At 69.7% G+C, this 25,904-nt stretch carries 22 protein-coding genes, 1 tRNA gene and 1 pseudogene; 10 read left to right on the forward strand and 14 right to left on the reverse strand.

The genetic code is table 11. From position 1 onward, the window contains the following. Positions 1–11 precede the first annotated feature (11 nt). The 4 genes from AB0368_RS24450 to AB0368_RS24465 form a co-directional block, all read right to left on the reverse strand. The gene (locus AB0368_RS24450; RefSeq protein ID WP_366156272.1) at positions 12–992 is read right to left on the reverse strand and encodes a hypothetical protein; all 981 of its coding nucleotides are present in this window, start codon (positions 990–992) and stop codon (positions 12–14) included. Between the two features lie 274 nt (positions 993–1,266). After that, positions 1,267–1,923 (reverse strand): class I SAM-dependent methyltransferase, encoded by a 657-nt coding sequence (locus tag AB0368_RS24455; RefSeq protein ID WP_366156273.1) that lies wholly within the window; start codon positions 1,921–1,923, stop codon positions 1,267–1,269. Positions 1,924–1,956: 33 nt separating this feature from the next. After that, positions 1,957–3,720 carry a VCBS repeat-containing protein gene (locus tag AB0368_RS24460; RefSeq protein WP_366156274.1) on the reverse strand — a complete coding sequence of 588 codons (1,764 nt, stop codon included), beginning with the start codon at positions 3,718–3,720 and terminating at the stop codon, positions 1,957–1,959. 349 nt (positions 3,721–4,069) lie between these two features. After that, positions 4,070–4,849: a maleylpyruvate isomerase family mycothiol-dependent enzyme gene (locus AB0368_RS24465; protein WP_366156275.1), complete on the reverse strand. Its 780-nt coding sequence runs from the start codon at positions 4,847–4,849 to the stop codon at positions 4,070–4,072. A gap of 608 nt (positions 4,850–5,457) precedes the next feature. On the opposite strand from AB0368_RS24465, the gene AB0368_RS24470 reads away from it, so the two are divergent. Then, positions 5,458–8,439 carry an NACHT domain-containing protein gene (locus AB0368_RS24470; protein WP_366156276.1) on the forward strand — a complete coding sequence of 994 codons (2,982 nt, stop codon included), beginning with the start codon at positions 5,458–5,460 and terminating at the stop codon, positions 8,437–8,439. A gap of 328 nt (positions 8,440–8,767) precedes the next feature. Here the strand turns inward: AB0368_RS24470 and AB0368_RS24475 are convergent. The 3 genes from AB0368_RS24475 to AB0368_RS24485 form a co-directional block, all read right to left on the reverse strand. Further along, a tRNA-Ile gene (locus AB0368_RS24475) sits at positions 8,768–8,844 on the reverse strand. A 48-nt stretch (positions 8,845–8,892) separates the two neighbouring features. Beyond that, entirely contained in the window at positions 8,893–9,057 is a 165-nt protein-coding gene (locus tag AB0368_RS24480; RefSeq protein WP_366156277.1) for a hypothetical protein, read from the reverse strand. A 29-nt stretch (positions 9,058–9,086) separates the two neighbouring features. After that, positions 9,087–10,355: an NAD(P)/FAD-dependent oxidoreductase gene (locus tag AB0368_RS24485; protein WP_366156278.1), complete on the reverse strand. Its 1,269-nt coding sequence runs from the start codon at positions 10,353–10,355 to the stop codon at positions 9,087–9,089. A gap of 137 nt (positions 10,356–10,492) precedes the next feature. Here AB0368_RS24485 and AB0368_RS24490 point away from each other — a divergent pair, with 137 nt between their 5' ends. Continuing rightward, a complete protein-coding gene (locus AB0368_RS24490) occupies positions 10,493–11,038 on the forward strand; it encodes a GNAT family N-acetyltransferase (protein ID WP_366156279.1) in 546 nt (181 codons plus the stop codon). Here AB0368_RS24490 and AB0368_RS24495 read toward each other — a convergent pair. From AB0368_RS24495 to AB0368_RS24515, 5 genes are all read right to left on the reverse strand, one after another. After that, on the reverse strand, positions 11,035–12,339 hold the full coding sequence (locus tag AB0368_RS24495) for a hypothetical protein (protein WP_366156280.1): 1,305 nt from the start codon (positions 12,337–12,339) through the stop codon (positions 11,035–11,037). The genes AB0368_RS24490 and AB0368_RS24495 overlap by 4 nt on opposite strands. 89 nt (positions 12,340–12,428) lie before the next feature. After that, complete coding sequence (locus AB0368_RS24500) at positions 12,429–13,628, reverse strand: methyl-accepting chemotaxis protein (RefSeq protein WP_366156281.1); 1,200 nt, start codon at positions 13,626–13,628, stop codon at positions 12,429–12,431. Positions 13,629–13,673: 45 nt separating this feature from the next. Then, a complete protein-coding gene (locus AB0368_RS24505) occupies positions 13,674–14,951 on the reverse strand; it encodes an MFS transporter (RefSeq protein ID WP_366156282.1) in 1,278 nt (425 codons plus the stop codon). After that, on the reverse strand, positions 14,951–16,396 hold the full coding sequence (locus AB0368_RS24510; RefSeq protein WP_366156283.1) for an NAD(P)/FAD-dependent oxidoreductase: 1,446 nt from the start codon (positions 16,394–16,396) through the stop codon (positions 14,951–14,953). Before AB0368_RS24510 ends, AB0368_RS24505 begins: the two co-directional genes overlap by 1 nt. Beyond that, a complete protein-coding gene (locus AB0368_RS24515; RefSeq protein WP_366156284.1) occupies positions 16,393–17,706 on the reverse strand; it encodes a cytochrome P450 in 1,314 nt (437 codons plus the stop codon). Before AB0368_RS24515 ends, AB0368_RS24510 begins: the two co-directional genes overlap by 4 nt. 113 nt (positions 17,707–17,819) lie before the next feature. On the opposite strand from AB0368_RS24515, the gene AB0368_RS24520 reads away from it, so the two are divergent. Continuing rightward, complete coding sequence (locus AB0368_RS24520) at positions 17,820–18,437, forward strand: TetR/AcrR family transcriptional regulator (RefSeq protein ID WP_366156285.1); 618 nt, start codon at positions 17,820–17,822, stop codon at positions 18,435–18,437. 63 nt (positions 18,438–18,500) lie between these two features. Beyond that, positions 18,501–18,749, forward strand: coding sequence for a hypothetical protein (locus tag AB0368_RS24525; RefSeq protein ID WP_366156286.1), 249 nt, complete (start codon positions 18,501–18,503; stop codon positions 18,747–18,749). Positions 18,750–18,762: 13 nt separating this feature from the next. Here the strand turns inward: AB0368_RS24525 and AB0368_RS24530 are convergent, their stop codons facing one another. Continuing rightward, on the reverse strand, positions 18,763–19,815 hold the full coding sequence (locus AB0368_RS24530; RefSeq protein ID WP_366156287.1) for an STAS domain-containing protein: 1,053 nt from the start codon (positions 19,813–19,815) through the stop codon (positions 18,763–18,765). A gap of 163 nt (positions 19,816–19,978) precedes the next feature. Between AB0368_RS24530 and AB0368_RS24535 the strand changes: the two genes are divergently transcribed. The 4 genes from AB0368_RS24535 (at position 19,979) to AB0368_RS24550 (ending at position 23,702) form a co-directional block, all read left to right on the forward strand. Beyond that, complete coding sequence (locus tag AB0368_RS24535) at positions 19,979–20,716, forward strand: response regulator transcription factor (RefSeq protein WP_366156288.1); 738 nt, start codon at positions 19,979–19,981, stop codon at positions 20,714–20,716. Then, positions 20,713–22,137 (forward strand): HAMP domain-containing sensor histidine kinase, encoded by a 1,425-nt coding sequence (locus tag AB0368_RS24540; RefSeq protein WP_366156289.1) that lies wholly within the window; start codon positions 20,713–20,715, stop codon positions 22,135–22,137. The genes AB0368_RS24535 and AB0368_RS24540 overlap by 4 nt, the downstream gene beginning before the upstream one ends. Positions 22,138–22,231: 94 nt before the next feature. Then, positions 22,232–22,897 carry a hypothetical protein gene (locus AB0368_RS24545; protein ID WP_366156290.1) on the forward strand — a complete coding sequence of 222 codons (666 nt, stop codon included), beginning with the start codon at positions 22,232–22,234 and terminating at the stop codon, positions 22,895–22,897. A 94-nt stretch (positions 22,898–22,991) separates the two neighbouring features. Further along, the gene (locus AB0368_RS24550; RefSeq protein ID WP_366156291.1) at positions 22,992–23,702 is read left to right on the forward strand and encodes a response regulator; all 711 of its coding nucleotides are present in this window, start codon (positions 22,992–22,994) and stop codon (positions 23,700–23,702) included. 195 nt (positions 23,703–23,897) lie between these two features. Here AB0368_RS24550 and AB0368_RS24555 read toward each other — a convergent pair whose 3' ends face one another. Further along, on the reverse strand, positions 23,898–24,653 hold the full coding sequence (locus tag AB0368_RS24555) for an ABC transporter permease (RefSeq protein WP_366156292.1): 756 nt from the start codon (positions 24,651–24,653) through the stop codon (positions 23,898–23,900). 187 nt (positions 24,654–24,840) lie between these two features. Between AB0368_RS24555 and AB0368_RS24560 the strand changes: the two are divergent. Both AB0368_RS24560 and AB0368_RS24565 read left to right on the forward strand, forming a co-directional pair. Next, positions 24,841–24,912, forward strand: a pseudogene (locus AB0368_RS24560) (hypothetical protein); the annotation flags it as partial. 96 nt (positions 24,913–25,008) lie between these two features. Further along, positions 25,009–25,899 carry a M56 family metallopeptidase gene (locus tag AB0368_RS24565; RefSeq protein WP_366156293.1) on the forward strand — a complete coding sequence of 297 codons (891 nt, stop codon included), beginning with the start codon at positions 25,009–25,011 and terminating at the stop codon, positions 25,897–25,899. Positions 25,900–25,904: the final 5 nt, after the last annotated feature.

Consider the following 25,904-nt stretch of genomic DNA (forward strand, 5'->3'; position numbering starts at 1 on the left):
CCGACCGATCGTCACGCGGGCGACAATCCCTCGGCGTAGTCGTAGAGGCTCTTGATGTCGTCGTCGAAATACGGCCCGTCCATCTGGTTCGGGTCGTCGTGCCGGTGGCTCACGACGCTGTTCGTGTAGCCGAGACCGTTCTGATCGTTGTATTCCTGCAGCCACGGTCCGCCGCTCGAGCCCTGGGTCATGTTGCACCAGGCCCGCACCTGCTGGTTGTGGCCGTTCCACGTGGTGCCCTGGCAGAAGTACTGGACGTCGCCCGGGAACCCACCGGCGGCGGGGTAGCCGAGAATGGTCACGGCGACCGAGTAACCCCAGTTCCACCGCAGCCCGTTGCCGCCGACCGTGTCGACGACCTTGGCACCGTAGATGCCACCGTTGTTCATGATCGCGATGGCCATGTCCTCATCGCTGTTGCTGCTGTTGATCCACGCAGTACGGGTGGTCAGGTTCCCCGCGACGAACCGGCCGACCGGCTCGCTGGCCTGCCGCTTGCCGGGAACGAAAATGAAGTTGGAGTACCAGCCGCCCCCGGCACCGGCGTGCACGCAGTGCCCCGCCGTGATGACCAGCCGGCGCTTTCCGCTGTTCAGCGCGCTCGCCGAACACTGACCGGTGCCGCCGGGCACCGAGACGTACACCTTGCCGACAGTGATGGACTGGTTCAGCGCGGCCAGCCCGAGCTTGGGCAGGGCCGGGGCGACGCTGCCCGACTTGCCCTGCGGCGCCGCCGGGGCACCGGTGCCCGCGGAGTCCGGAACCTTCAGGTTTAGATCCACGGCGGCGGCCATGCGCTCCGGGGTCCAGAACGCGTCGACCGCAGCGATCGCGGCCCGGTCGGTGACCGCTTTGCCGTCGGACGTCCGGGCGACGGTGCTGACGTTTCCGGACGCCCCCGCGGACGGCTGGGCCTGCGCGGCCACCGCGCCGGCGACCGTCAGAGCGAGGCTTGCCCCCGTCACGATCACCGATCTGACGATTGATCTCATTGCGGCTTCCCTTTCTCGAGAGCCATTCGATAAAAGGAGCCTATAGATCCATCTATATGAATGGGTGTCCGAAGGACGACTCGAGAAAGAGACGGTACGATGAATCAGACTAAAGGCCGTCGACATCGTTCCCGAAATGGATCTCAAGAACGGGCGGAATACCCACCCAAATCGGAATCATTCCCGAAGAAGGGCCCGCTGCCGCGATTCGCCGAGCGGGCAACCGTCCATTGGGGAGATTCGCGGCGAACCCGGCTTCCGATGGCGCGGAACGTCAGGTTCGCTCGATCGTCGCGAGCCAGGCCGGCGCGCCGTCGGAGTGGTATCTCGTCTGAACCCGGTCCGCCTCGACGGCAGCGACCCGCCATCCGCTGCCGGGATGGAACGCCGCCCCCAGCTCGTCCTGCCCGACCGGGTGCGGGCCGGTGTCGGGACCCTGGTCGCTGAAGCAGAGCACGAAGAGCGTTCCTCCGGGCTTCGTGACCGAGGCCAGGCTCGCCACGTACTGGGGGCGCTCCTCAGGGTCGAAGGTGTGGAAAAGTCCGCTGTCCAGGACCGTGTCGAAGGTGCGCCCCAACCGCTCCAGGCGGAACGCGTCGGCCACGCCGAACTCGACCTCGACCCCACGGTCGCCGGCCCTCTCCCGGGCGATCGCGAGTGCCGTCTCGGCGACGTCCACGCCCAGCACCGGCAGCCCCAGGGAGGCGAGGTGGAGGGTGTTGTCCCCGGTTCCGCAGCCCGCGTCGAGCACCGATCCGGAAAACCTGCCCTCATCGGCGAGACGCACCACCGCCGGCTGCGGCCGGCCGACGTCCCAAGGCGCGGGCCCTTGCTGGTACGACGCATCCCACGGCAGACCCGTCATCCGCTCGTGACTGGTCGGGGCCCGGCCGCCGTACGGATCACTCGAACGGTCTTCGAAGGAACTCATCCGACGATCCTGGCACTTCGCGTACGTGTGTCGTCAACCCGCCAGCACGCACGCTTCGGTACGGCCGCTCGGGGTCCCGGACTTCCGCACCGCCACCAGATCAAGCCGGCCGTCGCCGTTCCAGTCGGCGATCTCCGTCTCGTCCGCGGCGCCCAGATCGGTGCGAGCCTTCAGCAGATCCCGCTGGAAGGTCGAGGCGCCGTCCAGCACCCGTACCTCGGTCTTCGAACCGGCCTTGCCGCCCTTCCGCACCGCGACCAGATCGAGCTTGCCGTCACCGTTCCAGTCCGCGATCTCGGTCTCGTCCGCGGGACTCAGGGCGGTGACGGTCTCGGCAAGATACTGCCCGAAGCCCGCCGCCCCGTTCAGAATCCGGATCTCCACCTTGTGATTCGCCGTGCCGGACTTCTGCACCACCACGAGATCGAGCTGCCCGTCACCGTTCCAATCGGCCATGGAGAACGCCTCACGCTCGTCCGTCGGCCCCAGCAGAGTGGCGCTCTCCAGCAGATAGCGTTGGAACCCGGAAGCACCATCGACGACCCGCAGCTCCGTCCGGCCACTCGCCGTACCGGACTTCTGCACCACCACCAGATCGAGCCGGCCGTCACCGTTCCAGTCCGCCATGGAGAACGCATGCCGCTCGTCGGTCGGGCCGAGCACGGTGCCGGTGTGCAACAGAAGGTGCTGGAAGCTCGACGCCCCGTTGGGCAAGGCCGACGTCGCATCAAGAATGAAGAGTTCGGTACGGCCGGTGCTCGTGCCGGAACGCTGCACCACCACCAGATCGGGGCGGCGGTCACCGTTCCAGTCGGCCGTCGACATGTCATACCTGGCATCGGTCGGGCCCAACCCGGTCGCGGCCGACATCAGGGTCCGCTGGAAGGGCCCGGTCGGCGTCTTCGGCTTCGCCTGCTTCGTCGGCCCGGCCTCTTGCGACGTGGCTTTCTGCGACCACAATTGAGCCACGATCAGCGCTGCGTCGTGCGCCTCAGGCGCGTACGCGAGGGGGAAGGCCGACCCCTGCACCCGCTGGCAGATCTGTCCGATGTCGCCGGTCAGCCAGCCGTCGAAGGGATGCTTGCGAATCATCGCGTTGAGAAACGCAAGGGTGGAGAACCGAGGATCGACGACCTGACCGGGTCGCCCCCATCCCTGCGACGGCCGCTGCTGGAAAAGCCCGAGACTGTCGTGATCGACGGCAACGGTGTAGTTGTGCAGCGTGCTCTCGGCAATGGCCGTGGTCACGGCGATCACGGCTGCGCGCTCGTTCAGCCCCCGGGCGCGGACGTTACTCACGATCGCTCGGGCGCAGGAGATGTTGTAGCCCGTCACGGATCGGCCGAGGCGTACGCCGTTCATCCCAGGCCGGATGCTCTCGGCGACCGCAGCGTCGGCTGTGGAGACGCCGTCGGGCTGGCAGGGTGCGTACGGGATCGCTGCCACTGCCATTGCCGGACCGACCGCGGTGAGGGTGAGCGTGGTTGCGACGAGGAGGGAGATGAGGGCGCTACGGCGGCGTCGACGGTCCACAAGAGTCGTCGGACCCGCTGCCATGTTCGGTCCCCCTGCCTGATGGCTGCCTCGCTGCCCCAAACTTGCCATATGCCGGGGCCGCGGGAAAGACGGCCCGGCTGGGAGGTGGCTGTGAGAAGCTCTCATCGAGGATGGGCGATGCTGCGGAACCGGTTTGCTGTTGTTCACCCACTCGCGGGACAGCAAGTGCTGGCAGAGCCAGCCGAGGACCGGCAGGCTGCCGAACCGCGCCGCCATCACCGATGGGGCGTCGTCGATCACCCCAGCGGGATTCGCACCTCGCTCCACGACGGCTGGATGCGTCCTGGGCTGCGCCGCCCTGACCGGCGCTCGATCCCGGCCGTCCCGCCCTGGCGTACTCCGCCAGCATGTCGTGCGCCTGCGCCACATTGCCTGCCGCCCGCGGTGTCGTGGTGCTTCCGCTATCGCGTCCTGGGTGAGCCGGCGGAGGAGTGGCTTCGCTTCCTCCGCTGTGGGGCGCGTGGCCGTCCGGTCACAGCCCACTCATCCGAGGTCCTCCACAGCGCGAAGCTCGCCACCGCACCGAACGGGCTTCCTGCCAGCCTCGGCGCCGCGCTCCTGTCCGGCGAGGCCGGCAGGGCGTCGGGTCCTACACCTCCGGCTCCCAGGCGAAGAGCTGGTCGAAGATGCCCCGGTCGCCCTCGACCCGCAGTGACTCCGTCGGAATCCGGCCGTAGAAGAACATGACCAGCTCGTTGGCGGTGCCCCAGGCGGCGACGTCGGCCGTCTCCGGGCTCTCACTGGCGGCAGCGTCGTGCGGGAGTCGGGCGGCGCGCGCGCCGTCGGCGGAGAGCCAGACGCGCCAGGAGTGGCCCTCGGTGGCGTGGTAGTCGACGACCGCCGGCTTGTGCGGCCACGGGGCCGTCGTCGCGCAACAGGTGGTCAGGAACTCGTCGACCCCGTCGAGCGCCACCTCGCTGGACAGCGGCTGCGGGGCGCCCACCGTGACCTGGGCGTCGTAGGTGTGCACGGCGAGCTGCTGGAGCTGGTGCCGAGCGACGGCACCGCTGGTCTGCGGCGACTGCGACGGGCCCCACCACGTCCAGCAGCCACGATCCGGTCCGGCCTTCCGCAGCTCGTCCAGCAGCTCCCGCACCGAGGCGGCGTACCAGGCCAGCAGCGCCTCGCGCTCCCGGGGTGCCGCCGGGACGGACACGGCCGCAGGAGCGTCGGCAGGCCCCGCGGCGACGGTGGCGGCCCATTTGTGGCGCCCTTCCCCCAGGTGCTGCACCAGGTCGAACAGCGTCCACTCGGGGCACGTCGGCACCCGCACGTCGAGGCTGGACGCGGCGGCGACCGCGGCCTGGAAGGCGGTCGATCGTTCGTCCATCAGGCGCAGCCGGTCCGCGAACTCCAAAGCGTTTTCCACCGTGGCTTTGTACCACCGCACACCGACAATCGACAGCGGGTTTCACCTGTGCCACAACGTGAACGTCAACAACAGCCAACGGCTGTCGCCCGAGATCTCTCGAAGCAAGAGGGCGCACCGACTGGAGGAGATCCGCCGAGGTGGAGAATTCAGCCATCAATGATGGAGCCGGTTTGAACGGTTCTCGCCATTCGGTGCTGTTCCGCCGCTACTCAAGCCACCTCGCCGCGCGGCTTGAACTTACCTTGAGGCTCAGGTCGAGCGTCGCCGCCAACCGCCCCGGCACCGACAAGGTCGGCCCAGGCCCGCCCGCTGGGAACCGAGCGACCGTCGACTGAGTCATTCCCGATTCCCTAGCAAGTTGCTTCTGACCAGCACCGTCGCTCACGAAGCTCTCGAACAGAACGACCCAGTTCGAACGCCAGCCGCGCCGCATCATAGGCCTCTGCAGCACCCGGGCATGCCGACGCAGCATTCCCGCGGCCGCGGTCACCGCACGGTGCGCGAGACTCCCGGAACCGCTCATTACGTGTCCGCCGTGGTCAGCGGCGACCGAACGCTCCAACGGAACATTGACTCACCTGACTGTATTCGGTTAGGTACGCTGTGTGATCCGTCTTACCAAGACGCGAAAGTCGCGTTCGCCCACTCTTGCCCTGCTTGCTGGGATGGGCGGGACCGCCTTGTGCTTGTCGCTGCTGGCGTGGGTGCTTCGTGCCCGGGGCCTAGCGACAGCGGCGAACCTGGCGCAGCTGATCTCGATCCCGTTGACCCTGTTGCCTTTGGTGATTCCGCTGCTGCGTTGGTGGCATCACGCCCGCCGACCGACGCGGGTCACCGCATACGACATCGCCCAGCTGCGCGAGGAACTGGCTCCGCTTGTCTACGACCGGTGGCGTACCGAATCTCGGATCAGGGCGTTGGATGACCCTGATCCGATTCCGGTGCAATGGCGTAGGACGGACGATCAACGAATAATCGACGCTCCCGGCAACCTGACGAGCGATGTGCTCACTGTCGCATCGAGCGCCGACGTCGCCGCGCTGATAGTGGACTTCCGTCAACTGCGGCGTAGCCGTCTCGTGATTCTGGGCGGAGCCGGGGCCGGCAAGACAACGCTGGCCGTGCAGATTCTTCTGGAGCTCCTCCGAGATCGTGTGGACGATCGAGCCACGCCGGTTCCCGTGCTGCTGTCCGGGGCGAGTTGGGACCCGGAGCGATACCGCACGCTGTGGGACTGGGTTGCCTATGCGATCGAACAGGACTATCCCGAGCTGCTCGGGGCGGGGCACCGAGCTCAGGCGGTTCATGATCTTGCCGTTCAGGGGCACATATTGCCCGTGATTGACGGGTTCGACGAGGCCACCCCCGAGATTCGGCCGAGGCTGTTGGAAGCCGTGCACAACGCCATGGACGGCAACACGCAGCTGATCGTGACGAGCCGGGCCGATGAATACCTGGCCGCGGTCGAGGCGTACGGGCGCGTCTTGCCGTCCGCGGTCGTGATCGAGCCACAGCCGCTCTCGGCTGACGCAGCAGCCGACTACATCGAGCGTTGCCTACCCGCTGAGCCAGGGCCGAGTTGGCGGATCCTGCTCACCAGGCTGCGCATGGCAGACGACCTCGACAAGCCGGCCAGCGCCATCGCGGAAGTCGCATCCGCTCCGCTCGGCCTTTGGCTACTACGTGTCGCCTACCTCACGCCGCGGACCGACCCAGCGGCACTGCTCGACGACGCACGGTTCGTCGAGGCCGACGCGCTGCGAGCGCACCTGTTCGACCAGCTCATTGCGGCGACCGTCATGACTCGGCCACCGAGTGACAACCCCGCCGACTTTTTCCGGCCCCGCAGCCAATACGACCCCAACGACATCGAACGGTGGCTGCGTTTTCTTGCCGGGAATCTGGACCGATGGGGCACTAAGGACTTCGACTGGGCGCGCGATGCACCTGCGCTCACGGCGCCGGCGCACCCGGAGCGAATCGCGGACCGGCTGACATTGATCGTCACCGCTGTCAGGGCCTACGTCGACGTCGTTCTTGCTCAGCGACCTCGCCTCGGTATTCCGCTGGCCTTGTTGCCGCTGGTGCCTGCCGCTTTTGCGTGCTTCATTTTCGGGAGATTGACCGCAGCGGTGCTCGGCCTGTTCCTAGGCGAGGGGGCTAGCAACCTACTAGGCGCCGTCGTTGGGATAGGCGCGGCGCTCGGCTTGATCGTCGCAGCAATGCGCCTTCTCGCGATGGCGGCGGACTATCGCCAGAACGCAGAGATGGACTGGACAGAGTCCTTGCTCACCGATTGGGCGAATGTTCGAGAATTCCTCATTCATATCCTGCCGGGGCTGACTTTTGCGCTCACTTATGCGCTGCTGGTCGGGGTCGGCACCGGCATCGCGATAGGCGTAGTCGCTCCTGACGCGAGTGTTGGATGGGTGGTCGTCAGTGTCGCAGTCACGGTCGGATTACTGGCGATGTCGGGCTACCAAATCGATTCGTTTATACCTCCCGGCCCCGGGACCACGGCCCCCTGGTATGGGATTTCTCCAGTGTCCGGACTGCGTGGCAGCCTTCTCGGGGCGCTGCTGTTCGGCTTGCTCGGCGGCGTGTTGATCGTCACCGTCGGGGGTCAGCAAAGCGCTTTCCTCGCGATGACCGTGCTCGCCACCGCCATCGCTTGCAGTTTCTTGGTCCCACTGTTCGTGATCGTGATCCCAGTGCTCTACGGACTGACCAGCCTGGGCGTGGCAACAGTACGCTATCTGCGATACGCCACCATTCTTGAAGGCGCGCCCGGCCTGTGGCACGCCACCGCCGTCGGCCACAAGCTGCGCCTGCTACGGACCGTCCTGCTCGCCACGCTACTGAGCACCACAGCGGCGATCGGATGGCGCCTATTACAGGCGCACCCGATCGGCGCTGACCTGCTAAGACAAGGACCCACCGACTGGCTTGGCTCCCACATGCATGACTTCCGGATGGTCTGGGCAGGCCAACTGCGATACGTCGCAGCCGTGCTGCTGGCCTGGGCACTCACCATCCCGGGCCGCGGCCGCCGAACCTGGAAACGCTGGCTCGCCTGGCTCGCCATCGCCGGCGCAGTCGTCACCATTTGGACCCGCCACGGTCCATCCGACCCCTTCAGGCTCATACTCACCGGCCAATTCACCGGCTTGAACGGCAAATTCACCCTGCAAGCTAGCGGCAGCCTCGATGCCTATGTCGGCACCCACACCGTCAACAGCTCTCTCAATTTCGCCGACCTGCTCACCCCAGGCGACCTGCGGGTAACACTGGGAATTTGGCTTGCCCTCCTACCGCTGGCCCTAGTTGTCACACTGTTTAGTGAGATCGACATGGGTCAGCCTCGCACCTGGTGGACGAACAAGGTGGTCAGCCTGCCGCACGTGCTGGCCGGAAGACTCCCAGGGCAACTGCCGGCCTTCCTGGACGACGCACACAGGCTCGGACTACTGCGCACGGTTGGCACCACCGTCTACCAGTTCCGGCACGCAGACTTCCAGGATCACCTGGCCCGGACAGCCGATGAACGCGATGCCGCAGTCCGTCTGACCAAGGAGGATCTGCCTTAGCCTCACCCCTTGGTTAACGGGCTGTCCAAGGGGTGGGCTGGAAACGTAGAAGTGCGTCCTGATCAGGAAATAGGGCTTGTCGAAGGTCCCATGTTCCTGTCACGGAGGCACCTACAGGATGAAGGCCACCCCAGCAAGTCCGAGGATCGTGGTCACCGGTGGCGGACGGTGCGTGGTCGGTCGCGGGCTTGGGGAAGCGCTCAAGCGGATCAGGGAGCCGTTGGCGTGAAGCCCGTTGCTGTCCTTCGCTGTTGTATGAAGCCCGTCTTCCGGATCCCAGCCGAGGATGCGGACGACACCGATGACGCGGTTCGCGCAATGCCTAGCTTGGTGGGGCGGGCGGGACTCGAACCCGCGACCGAGGGATTATGAGTCCCCTGCTCTAACCCACTGAGCTACCGCCCCCGTACCGGCGGCGATCCTATCCCGCGCCGTCCAACCCAAGCCAGCGATCTATCGCTCGTCGCCCTGCGATGGGGCCTCCGTCACCTGCTGGCCCGTGTCATCCACCAGGCCCGGAGCCATGCTGCCTCCATGCGCCTCCTGGGCCGGGTGCTCTTCCTCCGGGTCACCGGCGACCGGGCGGGCTTCTTCTTCTCGTGCTTTCTTCTCGTCCATACCGCGCCTTTACCCGCCGACGACTTGGTTCAACGTCCCGCGCCCGCCATGGCGCCGAGTGATGCGAGGACCGCTCCGGCCGTGCGCCATCCGCCGGCAAGAGCGCCCTGGATCGATGGGCTGTCTCGGTGGTCTCCCGCCACGAAGAGGCCGTCGCCGAGGTCGACCGCCTTGCGCAGGCGGGCTTGTGGCGCCGGGGCCGCCGGGAGGGCGTGCGGGATCGGTACCACTTCGAGGAGATCCCACTCGTCGGTGGGGACGCCGTACATGCGGGCCAGTTCCACCCGGATGACCGTCTCCGAGGCTCCCGACGGGGCCGCCACCCCCACCGTCGAGGCGGCGATCAGCGATTTGCCGGCCGGCGCGTACTCCGGGGCCGCGTTGGAGACGACGACGCTGTTGGCCACGATCTCCCGGCGGTCGCCGTCCAGAAGGAGGGTAGGTTCGTCGATGGGCGCATGCTGCGCGCCGAAGTAATAGGTGGTCAGGCCGTGCATGTCGGGGCGTGGCAGCGCCGGCAGGAGCTCCGAGGCGGTGACCGGGTCGGTGGCCACGACCACCGCTCGGCACCGGATCTCGCCGCCCTCGGTGACGACCCGGCCGGGTGCGACGGCCAAGGTCCGTGCATTGACCAGCAGCTGCGGGTACGGGAGCGGCCCGGCCACCGCGGCGGGCAGCATGGCCATCCCGTTCGCCGGCACCCCGATCCGCCCCCGGGCGAACGACCGGAGCACCATCGCCAGCACATGGCTCGAGGTGTCGAGGGCGCGGTCGCCGAAGACGCCGGACAGGAACGGCCGCAGCACCTCCTCGATGATCCGGTGCGACAACCCCGCCTTGCGCAGGGCCTCCTGCGTCGTCATCTCCGGGCCGTCGAGCAACCGAGACGGAGGGTACGTCGCACAGCGGGTGGCCAGCGCCGCGAATTTGAGGCGGTCGGCGAGCGAGCCCACCCCGCTGTTGAGCGTCTGCGGGGCGGCCATCGGGTCTCGGAGCGGGTTCTCCAGCCGGTGCAGCCGCCCACCGCGGCGCACGAGCACGCCGGGAGTGAAGTAGCGCATCTCCAGGGCTTCGATGTCGACCAGGGCGGGGACCCTCGGGTACGCCGTGTTGAGCACCTGGAAGCCGCGGTCGAGGCGCCATCCGTCCACGACATCGGTGGCGACCCGGCCGCCGATGCGGTCGCTCGCCTCGACGAGCAGCCATTCGACACCGGCCCGGTCCAGCCGCCGGGCAGCAGCGAGCCCGGCCAGACCGCCGCCGATGATGACGACGTCCACCTCTACCGGCTGCGACACAGGCACCTCACAGGAGGACAAACAACGCAGGCCTCAGCCTAACGGCGTACGCCGCCCGGGGCAGGAGAAAAGTGAACCTCCCGGCGCAGCGCGCACCGCCGGGCCGCGGGTACCAGGTGAAGGGGCAGAATCGGCCGGTGACGATCGAGACAACGATGCTGCTGGCAGAGCATGCCTCCGACACCCGCCTGGTTGCCGAGCTCACCGCCATGGCCAACCACGCCTACGCCGAGGGTGAGAAGGGCCTCTGGTCCGACGGCGCCGCCCGCACGTCGCACTCCGAGATGGCTGAGCTGATCGCGTTCGGCCAGATCGCGGTGGGCCGTCTCGACGGCGAGCCCGTGGGTCTCGTACGCGTCCACCAGCTCACCCCCACCCTCGGCGAGTTCGGCATGCTGGTCGCCGCCGCACAGCACAAGGGCAGCGGGGTCGGGCGGGAGCTCGTCCGGTTCGCCGAGGGTCGCGCCCGCGGGCGGGGGTTGGGGACGATGCAGCTCGAGCTGCTCGTACCCGAAGTGGGCACGCATCCGGTCAAGGAGTTCCTTCGGGCCTGGTACACCCGGCTCGGCTATCGGGTCGTCGGCAGCGGAGACGTGACGGAGGCGCATCCGGACCTCGCTCCCCTGCTGGCGGTTCCCTGCCGGTTCCTGGTCTTCCACAAGGATCTGGCACCGGGACGCTAGTTGAAGAGATCCGGGATGGTGCGGAGGTTGGCGATCAGCGGGTACGGGCTGAGGTTGAGCCAGGACCACGGGTTGACGAGCCCGATGACGGCGATCGCCGTACCTGCTGCGAACGCCGTGAAGAACAGGATCTTCAGGGTGCGGGACGGGCCGGCCAGGATCGGATGGAGAAAGAAGAACAGCAACGGCAGCAGGGGTACGAACCAGCGGATGCTGTAGCTCCAGCCGCCGTAATTGTTGGAGAAGAGCAGGTAGTACCCGACGATCGGCACCGTCACGAGGCACACGACCCGCGACTCGCGAACGAAGCGGGAGGAGCGGGAGGAGCGCAGCAGCAACGGTACGGCCAGGAACAGCAGCGGGTTGTAGAGCAGGAACCCGCGCTTACCGACGAGGCAGTGGAACGCGTACTCGGCGAGGAACGCGCCTCGGTTCATTCCGGCCCCGGTGAGCGCCGACGGCTTCCACGGCGTACCCGGGTATTGGAAGTAGGCCGTGACCAGCTGGACCGGGACCAGGCTTCCGGAGATGCGGTAGTTGACCCACAGCGCCGGGAGCGCGGTGAGCGGCAGTGGGAGCAGATATAGAGCCGCGTGGGGGCGCAGGCGCCGGTCCGTGAGCACGTACAGGAGGAAGCCGCCGAAGACGGCCAGGATCGGCACGTCCGAGCCGCCGGCCAGGGCGAAGAAGAGTCCCGCGGCGAAGACGCTTCGGCCGGTGCGGATGCCCTGCCGGGCGCGCATCAGGAAATAGAAGCCGATGGCCACCCACGATGCCGCCAGCGAGTGGTTGTTGAACGTCGCCGACCAGGTGAAGTACAGCGAGCCGACGCCGAGCGCGAGCGTCAGCCAGATGCGCTTGCGGTCGGTGAGCGGCGTGATCGCCAGCGTCCGGTAGAAGGCGACCAGGCCCGCCAGCCAGAACGCTTTGACGGTGAGCAGTGTGATGACGTAGTACGCGAGGTTCCAGCCGTAGCCGAGCTTGAATCCGAGCGCCGACAGGGGCAGATAGATGATCGCGCCGAGGAGCGATGGCACCGCGAGCTTGTCGGAGTAGAAGTGGCCGTCGACGAAGACCTTGTCTCCGGTGCGGTGGAAGACGGACTGGTCGATCGAGAGGGTGTGGAAGTCGACCAGGGATTGGATGGTCGCCATCCGGCTGGCGTCGCTCCAGCTGGTGACGGTCGGCAGGACGGTCAGGATGCCCACGACGCCGAGGACCACGAAGACCCATGTGGCGCGTCGCGACACCGGCGCCCACGAGGAGGCGTGCGAGGTCTGACCGGTTTCGCGATCATTCAAGGTCGATATGCCGTCGGCCATTCCACCGCCAGAGCCCGATTACGTTCCGGGCATGATAGCCGCCCCGCAAGCAGCGGCCGGCTGCGGAATCAGGGCAGCGTGAAGCGGTCGACCAGGGTGCGCATGTCGTGGGAGGTGTCCCGGAGCGACTCCGCGAGCTGATGGGTCCGGTCCGCCCGCGCCGAGGCGTTCCGCGCCGCGCCCGCCACGCCTGTCACCCCTTCCGCGATCTCCGAGCTGCTTCCCGCCGCGTCCGCGATGCCCCGGCCGATCTCCCCGGTCACCGCGGTCTGTTCCTCCACCGCGGCCGCGATGGTGTTCTGCAGGGAGCTGACTTCGGCGATGATGCCGTTGATCTTGTTGATCGCCTCGACCGCGTCGCCGCTCTCGGCCTGGATGGCGGCGACCCGCTGGCTGATGTCCTCGGTCGCGTCCGAGGTCTGCTGGGCCAGGGCCTTGACCTCGCCCGCGACCACGGCGAAGCCCTTGCCGCTCTCGCCGGCGCGGGCGGCCTCGATGGTGGCGTTGAGCGCGAGCAGGTTGGTCTGGGCGGCGATCGCGGCGATGGTACGGACGACGTCGTGGATCGCCGTGGAGCTCTCCCCCAGTCTCCCGACCACCTCGTTCGTGTGGGCGGCGACGGTGACACCGCTGCTGGAGACCCGGGCGGCCTCGGTGGCGCTGCGGGCGATCTCGCCGATGCTGCCGCCCATCTGCTCGATGCCCGCGGCGACCGACTGCATCGTGCTGCTGACCTGGCCCGCGGCGGACGACACGACGCCGGCCTGGGTGGAGGTCGACGAGGCGTCGCCGCCGAGCTCGCGGCTGACGGCCGTCAGCTCCTCGGCAGAGCGGCTCAGCTCTCCCGCGCTGGTGCTCATGCCGCCGACGGCCTCGGCCAGGATGTCCGTCATCCGGTTCAGGCCTTCCGCGATCCTGCCGACCTCGTCGCGCCCGTCCACCGGCATGCGGGTGCTCAGGTCGCGGGCGACGAGGCGGTTCAGGAAGGCCAGGGTGTCCCGCAGCGGCCGGGTGACCGCCAGTGAGACCCAGAAGACGACCAGCGACACCACGAGGACCGAGACGACACCCACCGCCAGTTGCCGGCGCAGGAAGGAATCGAACTGGGCGTCCGTCAGTGTGTCGCGAGTGAAGATCATCGCCGCAACGGTCTGGATGGCCACCACGAGGGCGCTGAGGCTGGTCGCCAGCGTCATGAGCAGGGCTCGCATGCTGGGAAAGAGCCGCCAGACGCGGTAGAGGACCGAGGTGGAAGCGGGAGAGGTCACGACTGGACTATCGGCACAGTCGGGCGAAAAGCTGAACCGCCTCCCTCAAGCGGGCCGCCGGCGGCCACCGAGCAGGAAGATTCCGGGCACGAAGAGCACGTTGCAGAGCAGCGCGATGAGCAACCACCGGCTCCAGCCCGGGCCACCGGCCGCCACCACCGGCGCGGCGATCAGCACTCCCACGATCATGGTCCGGACCGCCAGGCCGAACGCGCCCCACGCCGTGGCCTGCAGGTCCGGGCGCAGGTCCTCCACGTCCTCGGAGAAGAGCGCCATCCAGGGCCCGAACGTGACCCCCGTGCCGATGCCGAGCAGGACACCGACCCCGATCAGGTGGGCGAGGCTCGCCCGGCCGCCGTCGACCAGGCCGACGAAGTAGGCCATGCCGGCGATCCCGCCGACCGCGCCGGCCAGGATGACGGGCCTGCGCGCCTGGAGGCGGTCGGAGAGCCGCCCGGCCGCTACGAGCGCGACCATGGTGCATCCCCAGATCACGGCCATGACGACCGCGGCCTCGCTCGCCGTCATCCGGAACGCCTGGACCAGCAGCGTCGCTCCGAAGATGTTCAGCGTCCAGTACCAGACCAACCACAGGGTGATGCCCAGAAGGTGGGCCCAGAACACCGGGTACGCCATGAGCCCCCGGGCGTGGCGCAGGTCGGCCGGGTCCACGTCGGGGAGCGCCATGTCCGATTCCGAGGTGATGACGCGGGCCCGGAGGCGCGGCGACAGGTCTGCGATGAAGGCCATGACCACGACGCAGGACGCCAGCGCGATGGAGCCCATGATGATGAGCTGTGACCGCCAGCTCGTGAAGAGCGGCAGCGTGACGCCCGCGATGCCGGCGGCCAGGAAGTTGGCTCCGATCGGCCCCCAGGTCCAGAACCCGTACGCGGTGGCCCGTCCCAGCCGGGGCGAGAAGTCCCGGACCAGGCCGGCGGTCGTGGTGGTGGCGGCGCCCTCGATGAACAACAGCAGGCAGCGCAGCAGCAGGAACTCACCCGGCGTACGCACCAGGACGGTCGCGAAGGTGCACACGGCGGCGAGCACCAGCGCGGGGACGAGGAGCAGGACGCGGCCGTGCCGGTCGGCCAGCCGGCCACCGATCGCGGCCGAGACGCCTCCGACGGCCACCGCCAGCGCGCCGATGAGGCCGTAGGTGCTCAGCGACATGTCGAGGTCGTCGAGCAGCAGCGGCACCACGGGCGAGATCTCGCCCTCGAAGTTGACGACGAGGCTGGCCAGTACGGCCATGAGCAGGTACCGCAACCGCCGGGAGCCGGTCGGGTACTGCGCCAGTTCCCGCGCGTAGAAGGGTCGCATCACTGGCCGAACCGCATGGCACCGTCCTCGATCGCGCCGTGCCGCAGCTTCAGCAGGTCGTGCGCGTAACTCATGCCGAGCTGCCAGGGGGACCGCGAGCCGGCCTTGGGGAAGTCGTCGATCGACCGCAGCACGTAGCCCGCCTGGAAGTCGAGCAACGGCCGCTCGGTGACGGTCGGGTCGTCGTTCGCGGGTACGCACCAGGCGTGGCCGTGGCGGTCCATGTGGCGCAGCAGCCGCACGACGTACTCGCCGACCAGGTCGGCCTTCAGGGTCCAGGAGGCGTTGGTGTAGCCGACGGTGAAGGCGAGATTCGGCACGCCGCTGAGCATCATGCCCTTGTAGGCCATCGTCTCGGGCAGGGCGACCTCGCGCCCGTCGACGGAGAGGGTGATGCCGCCGAGAGCGAGAAGCTGGAGGCCGGTGGCGGTCACGACGATGTCCGCCTCAAGGCTGTCGCCGGATTCCAGGCGGAGCCCGGCAGCGGTGAACTCCGCGATGCGGTCGGTGCGCACGGATGCCCGGCCCTGGCTGATCGCGGCGAACAGGTCGCCGTCCGGTACGAAGCACAGCCGCTGGTCCCAGGGGCCGTAACGCGGACGGAAGTGGGTGTCCACGGCGTACCCGGGTGGAAGCTGGCGGATCGTCGCCCGCCGCAGCATGGCCCGGACGAGATCGGGACGGCGCCGGCTGAGCTGGTAGACCAGCGTGCTGATGGTCACGTTCTTCCACCGCACGACCGGGTAGGCGCGCCGGGCCCCGATCATGCGCCGCAGCCTCGTGGCGATCGGGTCCTCCGCCGGCAACGTCATGACGTACGTGGGCGAGCGCTGCAGCATCGTCACGTGTGCCGCCCGCTGGGCCATGGCGGGTACGAGCGTGACAGCCGTGGCGCCACTGCCGATCACGACGACGTTCTTGCCGGTGTAGTCGAGGTCCGCCGGCCAGTGCTGGGGGTGGACGACGCTTCCGCCGTACCGTTCGATGCCGGGCAGGGGCGGCGTGTAGCCGGCGTCGTAGCGGTAGTAGCCGGTGCAGAGATAAAGGAAGCGGGTGGTCAGCCGCAGGGTCTCGCCGCGGTGGCGCACTTCCACCGTCCAGCGCGCGTCCGCGGTGGACCACTGCGCGCCCACCGTCCGGTGTCCGAAGCGGATGTGCCGGTCGATGCCGGCCTCGGCGGCGGTGGCCCGGATGTAGTCGAGGATGGCCGGCCCGCCGGCGATGGCCCTGGCCTGCGTCCACGGCCGGAACCGATAACCGAGCGTGTGCATGTCGGAGTCGGACCGCACGCCCGGATAGCGGAACAGGTCCCAGGTGCCCCCGATCGCGTCGCGCGCCTCGAGGATCGCGTACGTCCGGCCGGGGAAGGCCTTTTGCAGATGGTATGCGGCCCCGATGCCGGACAGGCCGGCACCGACGATGAGCACGTCGAAGTGTTCGGTCATGACAGCCCGGCGGCGGTACGGCGGCGAACGACCGCGCGGCCTCCCCGAGCCGGCGCGCTGGCGACGCCGCGGGAATGCCAGCGCTCATCGGGCTCGCCGGTCGGCAGCAGGGTGACGTCCCGGAGCATGGTGCGCAGGACGACGCTCAGCTCCATGTTCGCGAACGCGGCGCCGAGGCAGCGCCGGACGCCGCCGCCGAACGGGATCCATCGGTACAGGTCCGGCCGGGTGCCGAGGAACCGCGTGGGATCGAACGTCCGCGCGTCCGGGAACACCGATTCGTCGTCGTGGATCAGGGCGATGCTGACCGCCACCACGTACCCCTTCGGCACGGTCCACCGGCCCACCGAGAAGCCGTCGACCCGCACCTGCCGGCCCACCAGGTCGATCACCGGCCGGGTCCGCTCGACCTCCAGGATCGTCGCTTCGCGCAGGGCGCTCTCGCCCGCGTCCACCTCGGCGACGAGGGCGTCCAGGACCGCCGGATGGCGGCGCAGCCGCTCGACCGCCCAGGCGAGGGTCGTCGCCGTCGTCTCGTGCCCGGCGGCGAGCAGCGTGAGCAGCTGGTCGGCGATGTCGGCGCGGCTCAGCCCCGTGCCGTCGTCGTAGCGGCTGCGCAGCATCAGTGCGAGGATGTCGTCGTGCTCGTCGAGGGCGTCGCCCCGCTCCGCCTCGGCTATCAGCCGTGCCACGATCGCGTCGTAGTCCCGGCGCATAGCGCGGAACCGGCCCCAGGGACCGCGCCGCCCGAGGCCGGTCCGCGGTTCGGGCAGCACCGTGAGCCAGGAACCCAGCCTGATCATCCGCGGCAGGAGCTCGCGAAGCTCGTCGAACTCGGTGCCCTCGGCGCCGAACACCGCGCGCAGGATGACGTTCAGGGTGATCCGGGTCATCGAGGGCAGAGTGGCGAAGGCGCGGCCTTGCGGCCAGGACGCCAGCTCGCGCGCCGTCTCCTCCTCGACGATTTTTTCGTACGCCGTGAGCCGGCGCCCGTGGAACGGCGGGGCGAGCACCTTGCGCTGCCGCCGATGCTCCTCGCCGACCAGCGCGAACAGCGATCCCGGCCCGAGCACGCGCCCAAGATTCCGATCAGGCTTGTCCGCGGCGTCGGCACCGGCCAGGAAAAGTTGCTTGACCTCCCCGGGATCGCTGATGACCAGGGCCCGCCCGTACGGCGGCACGTCGATGGTGAAGGCGTCGCCGTAGCGGTCCCGCATCCGGTGCATCCCTCGCCGGGGAGTGGTCAGTGCGCGCAGGGCCTGCACGAACTGGGGGGTCGTCGGACCTGGAGGAAGCGTGACGGCAGTCATCTGACAACACCTTCTTCGGTGGTACGTTCTCCGCCTGGTACGCGGACGTACCAGGGCCACGGTACGCTTACGTACCGATGCGGACAAGGGCTCCGGCGGGTAAGGAGTAGGGCGTGACCACCGTGCGGCACGAGGCGGCGGCTCCGGTACAGGAGGAGGCGGGCCACTTCCGCGGGCGCCTGCTCGACGGCCTGGCCGCGTCGATCGTGGACGTCGGCTACCGCAACACCACGGTCGCCGACATCGTCCGGCGTGCGCGTACCTCCCGGCGTACCTTCTATGCGCACTTCCCGGACCGGGAAGCGTGCTTCGTCGCGCTGCTCAGCGACGCCAACGCGGAGATGATCGACCAGGTCTCCGCCGCCGTCGACCAGGCCGCACCGTGGACGACCCAGGTCCGGCAGGCCGTCGAGGCCTGGATCGGCTGCGCCGAGTCGCGCCCGGCGATCACCCTCAGCTGGATCCGAGAGGTGCCGTCGCTCGGCGCGGCGGCCCGGGGCCTGCAGCGCGACCACCTCGAAGGCTTCATCACCATGATCCAAACGCTCTGCAGCACTCCTGCCTGGAGCGCCGTCCGCACCAGCCCGGTGTCCCGGCAGCTCGCGATCATGGTGCTGGGCGGGCTCCGCGAGCTGACGGCCACCACCGTGGAGGACGGCGGGCGCCCCAGCGACAACACCGAGTTCGCCATCCAGGCCTGCATCGCCCTGCTCGGGCCCCCGAACGGATAGCGCTCCGCGCTTCAAACCCGCATGTGGCACGCCGTCGCCGCGCGATCGGACTACGATCGGGCCATGCCAGGTACGGACTCAGCACAGGCGCGCGACCAGCAGGATGCCGACATGCTGCGACTGGCCCGGAGCCTGCGCGATGTCGCATCGGCCGCCGAGCGGAGCGAGATCGTCAGCCTCATCGACGAGATCATCCTTCTGATCGACCGGCCGGAACGCTCGGCGTCACCCGTCGATCAGGAGCAGGACGAACGGGGCGCGCCCGCTGCTCTCCGCCTGATCGATCGCGTGCTGCAGGGCATCCCACTGTGAAGTCGCCGACCGTCTAGAGTTCCTGTTCCCGGCGACGCAGGTCGCGATCGCGGGCGTCGGCAAGTTCCTCACGGACGTCTTCCCAGCGCTGGTGCTCCTGGACTTTCTGCTGCCGTTCGTCGAGGAGATGGTTTCGTTCCTGCGCGAGCCGTTCCCTGTCGTCCGCCCATTCCTCGCGATCGTCGGCCTGCCTGTCACGTTCGTCGGCGGTGTCGTCGCGCATGTCGGCGCTCCTGTCGCGTTCGTCCGCCCGCCTGTCGCGCTCATCGGCCCGCTCGTCACGGCGACCGGCCCGCTTGTCTCGGCCATCGGCCCGGTCGTCACGGCCATCGGCCGCGTGCGGGACCATCGCGGGCTCGCCCTCCGGTGCCAGAGGTGCACCGAGCAGCAGGTCCGCGGCCTCCGTTCCCCGCAGCAGCCAGACGACGTGCGGCTGGGGATCCTGCAGCAGAAACACGACACCGCGGCGCTTCCCGACCTGGTGAGCTCGCAAGAGCACGCGCACGCCGCCGACATCGACGAATCCCACCTGGGCCATCGACACGCAGACGTGCCTGATACCACCGTCCATCGCGGCGTCCAACACATCGGCCAGCGGTGGACCACTGACCCGGTCCAGTTCGCCGGTGAGAGTGACGGTGATCCGGTTGGACTCGTGCTGCACCGCCACGTGCAACCGGGCCCCGCCGTCGGTGAAGAACGTCATCACACCTGCCTCAGCGCCGCCGCAAGGGGTCGCCAAGACCACCTTGCCGTCCGAACTCGGCAGGGCACCCCAGGCGGTAGCCGTGGCCGCGACGATCCGCAGTCCCATCCCCGGTGCCCACACCCCGCCGGGCCGGGTCGGATCGGACCCGCGCAACAGCGGAGGACGCGTACTCCGGTCCTGGACGGCCAGATGCACCGTCGCGCCGCGCATCGACACCCACACATCAATCTCGGTGCCGGCGTGCTCGACGGCGTTACCTACCAGTTCCGACATGACGAGGCGGCCCGCGGCGTGCTCGACACGACAAATGCGTTGATCATGAAAATCACGGCCTCCGAGACGGTGCTCCAGCGTCACTCTTCTCCTCGTCGCCCGACACCGCCATAGCCACCGCACATGTCCCACTATCGCGTTTGCCTCCCGCAAATGCGTACCCCGCTCACGTCTCAGCCGGAGTTCAGGCGGCCCAAAGCGCGGCAAGGCAGCCTGAGCAGCCTCGGACCATTGAAAGGCTGACACCATGGCTTTCGTTGTTGCGGTATTCCCCACCACGCTGAGGCGACGGGTGGCCGAGGAAGCCCTGCGGCGGGCCGGGCACACGTGTGTGCTCTTCGGTGAGGCTGCGACCGCTGTGGCGGAAGTGGCCGCCGGGACCGCGGATCTGCTCCTCGTCGACGGGCGGCTCCCCGACCTGAGCATCCTCCAGGTGTGCGACGCGATGTGGTCCCGGCCCGCGACCGCCGACACTCCGATCGTGGTCTGCGAGCCCGCCGGGCCTGCCGATCTCCCCGGCGACCGGCGGGTCCTGCGTACCGCACTGGATCCCGCGGCGCTGCAGGCGACGGTGGCGACCGCCCTGGCTTCGGGCCCGGCCGGCACCGCGGCGGTACGCGATCGGGTCCTGCTGGTGGAGGACGACGACGCGATCGCCGAGCCGCTGATCGACGGGCTGGCCCGGTACGGCATCCAGGCGGACCGGGTGTCCACCGGGATGGCGGCGCTGGCGGCCCCGCCCGCGACGCTGGTGCTCCTGGACCTGGGATTGCCGGACATGGACGGGCTGGAGGTGTGCCGCCGCCTGCGGTCCGCCGGGGACGTACCGGTGATCATGTTGACGGCCCGCGGCGACGAGACCGACCGGGTGGTCGGGCTGGAACTGGGCGCCGACGACTACCTGGCCAAGCCGTTCAGCGTCCGCGAGCTGGTCGCACGGATCCGCGCCGTGGGCCGCCGCACGTACGCGGGGCAGCTCGGATGACCAGCCGGCTGCTGGTGACGTACCTGACGTTCGCATTTCTGATCGTCGTCGGCCTGGAGGTTCCGCTGGGTCTCCTCCAGCAGCGCAGTGAGCAGCACCAGGCGCTGGCGCAGCTGGAGCACGACGCCGAGGTGCTGGCGGTGGTCGTCGACGCGGACATGCATCGGCACGACATCCCCCACGTCGACGCGCTGGCCCAGTCGGCCGCCCGCCGGCTGGGCGGCAGCGTGGAGATCGTCGATGCTCTCGGCCAGGTTCTGGTGAGCACCCGGCCTGCGGCCGACGTCACCGAGGACGCCGACATCCGTGCAGTGCTACGCGGTCAGGGGCGGGTGAGCTCACGCATCGCCGGTTCGGCCGGGGCGCACATGATCTCGGTCGCGGTGACCGTGCACCCCGGGCTGGTGCCGCAAGGCGCCATCCGGGTCACCGTCCCGTCCACGGTGATCGACCGCCGCGTCCACCAGGTGTGGCTCATCCTGGCCACCGTCGGGCTGTTCGCCCTGATCGCCGCCGCCCTGATCGCCGTCGCGCTGGCGCGGTGGATCAGCCGCCCGGTCCGTGCGCTGGAGCAGGCCACCCGGAGGCTCGCCGACGACGCGACCTCCGCATCCCCGGTGTGCACCACCGCCGGCCCTCCGGAGCTCCGCCGGCTCGGGGCGACGTTCGTCGCCACCGCCGAACGGCTGCGCGGCCTGATCGCTTCCCAGCGGTCCTTCATCGGGCACGCCTCGCACCAGCTGAAGACCCCGCTGGCCGCGCTGCGGCTCCGCCTGGAGAACCTGGAGCCCGACATCGCCCCGGCCGGGGACAAGAACCTGCGGGCGGCGCTGGTCGAAACCGACCGGCTGGCCCAGATGGTCGAGGCGCTGCTGGTGATGGCCCGCTGCGAACAGACCACCCTGCCCCGCGAACGTGTCGACCTGCATTCGGCGGTCGCGCAACGCATCTGCTTCTGGACCCCGCTGGCCACCAGCCGGGCCGTCCAGCTGACTGCCTCCGGTCCGGCCGCGCACGTGTGGACGGTATCCACCGCCGTCGACCAGATCCTCGACAACCTGCTGTCCAACGCCCTGCGCGCGACACCGCCCGGCGGCACTGTCGCGATCTCCTGGCAGCCGATGACCGATGGCGAGCCGACGATGCAGATCCAGGTCGCCGACGAGGGGCCCGGGCTGAGCGCCGAGCAGTGCGTACGAGCCATGGACCCGTTCTGGCGGGCACCCGGCAGCGGCAACGACGGCACCGGTCTCGGCCTGTCACTCGTCCGGAAACTCGCTGAGGCCAGCGGCGGCCACGCCCGGCTGCGACCGCGAACCACGACCGGGCTGGACGCCATCGTCGCCCTCCCCGGCGCCACCGACCCGCTTTCCCCGGACACCGTTACGGCCGAGATGGCCGCCCACAGCGCGGCGGTGTGATCAGGCCGACGTGTCGAAGCGCGCGCTCATGCCGACCAGCTTCCCGCCGATCAGGGACGAGACAGCGGAGGCCGCGCAGGACCGGGGAGAACACTTGAGGACGCTTCGACGCATCGGTACGGCGGTCGCTGCGGCCATCGGCGTCACCCTGACGGCATCCGGCTGTGCGGTGCTGACCGGCTCGACGGCGACCCCGGCCGCGTCGGCGGTCCCTGCGGTGATGCCGAGCGGGTCCGCCGCCCCGCTGCCGGTTCTCGTCGCCTCGACGCCGCCACCGCGCTCACCGGCGCCGGCGCTGAAGCAGACCGGGACCACCTGGCCGGCGATCCTCGCGTCCCTCAGCGGTTACGGGCAGTGGCTGCTGGCCAACCCTGATCCGGCGCGGACCCGTACCATCGCCGAGCCGGGTTGCGCCATGTACAACCTGGTCTACGACCAGGCCAACAGCTTGCTGCGCGACAAGACCTATCTGCAGCCCGCCGCCCCGACTTTCGGTACGGTCGTCGGCCCGTCCCCCGCGCCCGGCGCCACGGCCGGCGCGCTCGGCGGCAAGGTCGTCCTCGACGTCACCGCCTCCCGGCCGGCCGAGCCGGTGCTGAGCCGTACCGGGGCAGTCCGGATCAGCACCTTCGACCAGCTGCCGCCGACCGCATTGCAGATCACCCTGTTGCGGGGGTCCGACGGCCGGTGGCGGTTCTGCACCGTCGACGCGCAGGCGGACAGCGGCGCGGCCGACGACCCCTCGGTACCCCTGCTGTAAGGCCCGGCCTCTTACGCAACACTTAGGAAAAGAGGCATCGGATCTCACCCGGCCCCGCCAACCTGAGGTGGCGACGGCTGAGACGGAGGGGTTCATGCGGGTTCTGGTGGTCGACGACGACGCGGCGGTACGCGACTCGCTGGCCAGAACGTTGCGGTTCGAGGGCCACGAGGTCGACACCGCGTGCGACGGGCAGGAAGCACTCGACGTCGTCCGCGCGGGAGAGCCGGACGCCATGATCCTTGACGTCAGCATGCCGACGATGGACGGGCTCGAGGCCTGCCGCCGGCTGCGGGCGGACGGGGTGCTGGTCCCGGTGCTCATGGTGACCGCCCGCGACAGCGTCGGGGACCGGGTGCCGGGCGTCGACGGCGCCGGGGTGACCTGGTCGTCGTCCCGGTCCCGCTGGTGCCGGTCCCCGTCGCGGTCGTCCCCGTCGCGGCCGCCGCCCGCTCGTCGCGGCTGCTGTGGCTGCCCCGGGTCGTCGCCGTGGTGGCCGTCGGCGATCAGGGCGCCCAGGCCCACGATCCCGCCGCCGAGCAGGCAGCCCAGCAGCAGCGCCGCTGACCAGCAGCGGGGTGCGGCGGTGATACCACCGGCTGCGGGCCGGGGCGGTGGTGGCCGGCGCCGGGCCGGCAGCGGAGCCGGTCTGGTCCCGCGTGGCGTCGTCGGCGGTGTGCGCCGCGGGCGCCGCGTCGAGGGCGGTGGCGTCGTCGTGGTCGCGCGCCGGGCGAGGCGTCTGGTCGCTCATGTCGGTTCCCCGTTCGTCAGTCGATGGCGCCGGTATCCCCGGCACTCACCATGATCGGCCTCGGCGATAAGAGACCCTGGCAGGTGTTTCTAAGCGTTGCGTAAGAGCTGCCCCGGGGACCTCTGTGCGGTCCAGCAGACCAGGCCGATGGGCAGGACCGTCCAGCACGAGAGCAGCCGGTAGACGAGTACGGCGGCAGCGGCCGGGCCCACCCCCACCGCCTCCAGCTGAACCCACGCCCGCCGGACCCTAGGAAATCGCTGACGGGGGCCGCAGTGACCCGGCGGCGACCAGCTCCACGGTGACGCCGACCGCGATGGCTTCCACGGCCAGCAGCGCCACCAGGACCAGCAGCTGGGTCGCGCCCGCCTGCACCGCCGATCCGCCGCCGAGCAGCACGCCGACGAACGCGCCGGGCAGCGTGACCAGGCCCACCGTGCGGGTCTGGTCCAGCGCGGGCACCAGGGCCCGGCCCGACGTCGGGCGGCAGATCTCCAGTGCCGCGTCGCGCGGCAGGAAGCCGAGGGCCAGGGCCGCCTCGTACTCGCCGTGCCGGGTCCTCAGCTCATCGAGGGCCCGGCGGCCGGCCAGCGACGTGGCGGTCATCGACCCGCCGATCAGGATTCCGGCGATGGGCAGGACGGCCACCTCCGTCAAAGGCACCGTTCCGGCCGCGACGACGAGCACGCCGACCGGCACGACGCCGGCCGCGATCGGCAGGATCGCCGGCCGGCCGAGCCGCAGGGTGGTGATCCGGCGTGCTGAGGTGGCCGCCGCCACCAGCAGCATCAGCGTGATGAAGGCGGCGGTCGCCCACCACGACCGCAGCACCGCGGCGATCAGGACCGACACCGCGGCGAGCTGCAGGACTGCCCGCACGGAAGCGGTGACCACCGCGCGGCTCACCCCGAGGCCGCCGATCCGGGCCGCCACGACGGCGAGGAGGACGAGCCCCGCCAGGGCGGCGCCGAAGGGCAGGTCGATGGAGACCGCGGGCTCGCTCACCTTGACAACTCCCATACGTAGGACTCACAGCGGCCGCGTCAGCCACCGGCCCGGCTCGGGAGGCGGCGTAGCAGCGAAGTGTCGTCGGCCGTACTCACCGACGCCGAAGCTATCCTGAGCGCGGAGGTCAGCGACTGTGGCGACGAAGGACCGACGTCGGGCGCCGGGCACCCTCGAGGCCGAGGTCATGGCGGTGCTCTGGGCCGCCGAAGCCGCGCTGACCGCCGCCGACGTGCACCGCGAGCTCAGCGGCGACCTGGCACGCCGTGCTCCAGCAGTTCGCCGCGTCGCTCGACGAGTCCGACGCCGAGGTGCTGCGACAGCTGCTGTCCGACGCCCGGGGTGAACGGCCCTCGTGAGGATCGCCGTCTACCTGCCGCTGCTGATGGCGTTGCCGCTGACCTTCGCCGCGCGCAGGATCGCCTCCCGTGGCGCACCGGGCGCGGCTGCGTGGACGCTCACCGTCACCGCGGTTGTCGCAGCCGCCTGTTCCACGTGGTCGCTGACCCTGCTGGCCCTGACCATGCTGGACGATCTGCCGCCGCTGTCGCGCCTGGACGACCACTCGGCCCTCGAGCTGCCCGAGCCGGTGCCGGGGCCGGTCGCCCTGGCCGCGGGCATCGTGCTGCTGTGGGGTGGCCTGCGCCTGCTGCGCGACGTACGGCAGCGGATCACCACGCATCGTGAGCTGCGCGCCATCGGCGTACCGCAACACCAGCTCGTGGTCGCCGACTGGTCCGCACCGATGGCCGTGGCCGTGCCCGGCACCGCCGGGCGGCGCGGGCACCTGCTGGTGACCACCGGCATCCTGCGGCTGCTCGACGCCGACGAACGACGCGTCGTGCTCGCTCACGAGCAGGCCCACCTGCGACGTCACCACCACCGGCTCACCGCCGCCACGGCGGCCGCAGCGGCGCTGAATCCGCTGCTGATCCCGGTGCGCGACGCCGTGGCGTACCTGGTGGAACGCTGGGCCGACGAGGACGCCGCGACCGACGTCGGTGACCGGGGCCTGACCGCTCAGGCCGTCGCCCGCGCCGCGCTCGCCACCACCGGTTCGGCCCTTCGCGCCGGGCTGGGAATCGGCGGCGGCACGGCGGTGCAGCGCGTACGGGCACTGACGGCTCCCGCCCCCACACCATCGCCGCGCCGCCTGATCGCACCGATCCTGCTCGGCATCGGGTTCCTGGCCGTGGCCACGGTGACCAACGTGGAATTCGTCGCGCTGGCCCGGGCCTGGCTGTAGGACCG

The organism is Actinoplanes sp. NPDC051475, assembly GCF_040689425.1.
In the GTDB taxonomy this organism is placed as follows: Bacteria; Actinomycetota; Actinomycetes; order Mycobacteriales; family Micromonosporaceae; genus Actinoplanes.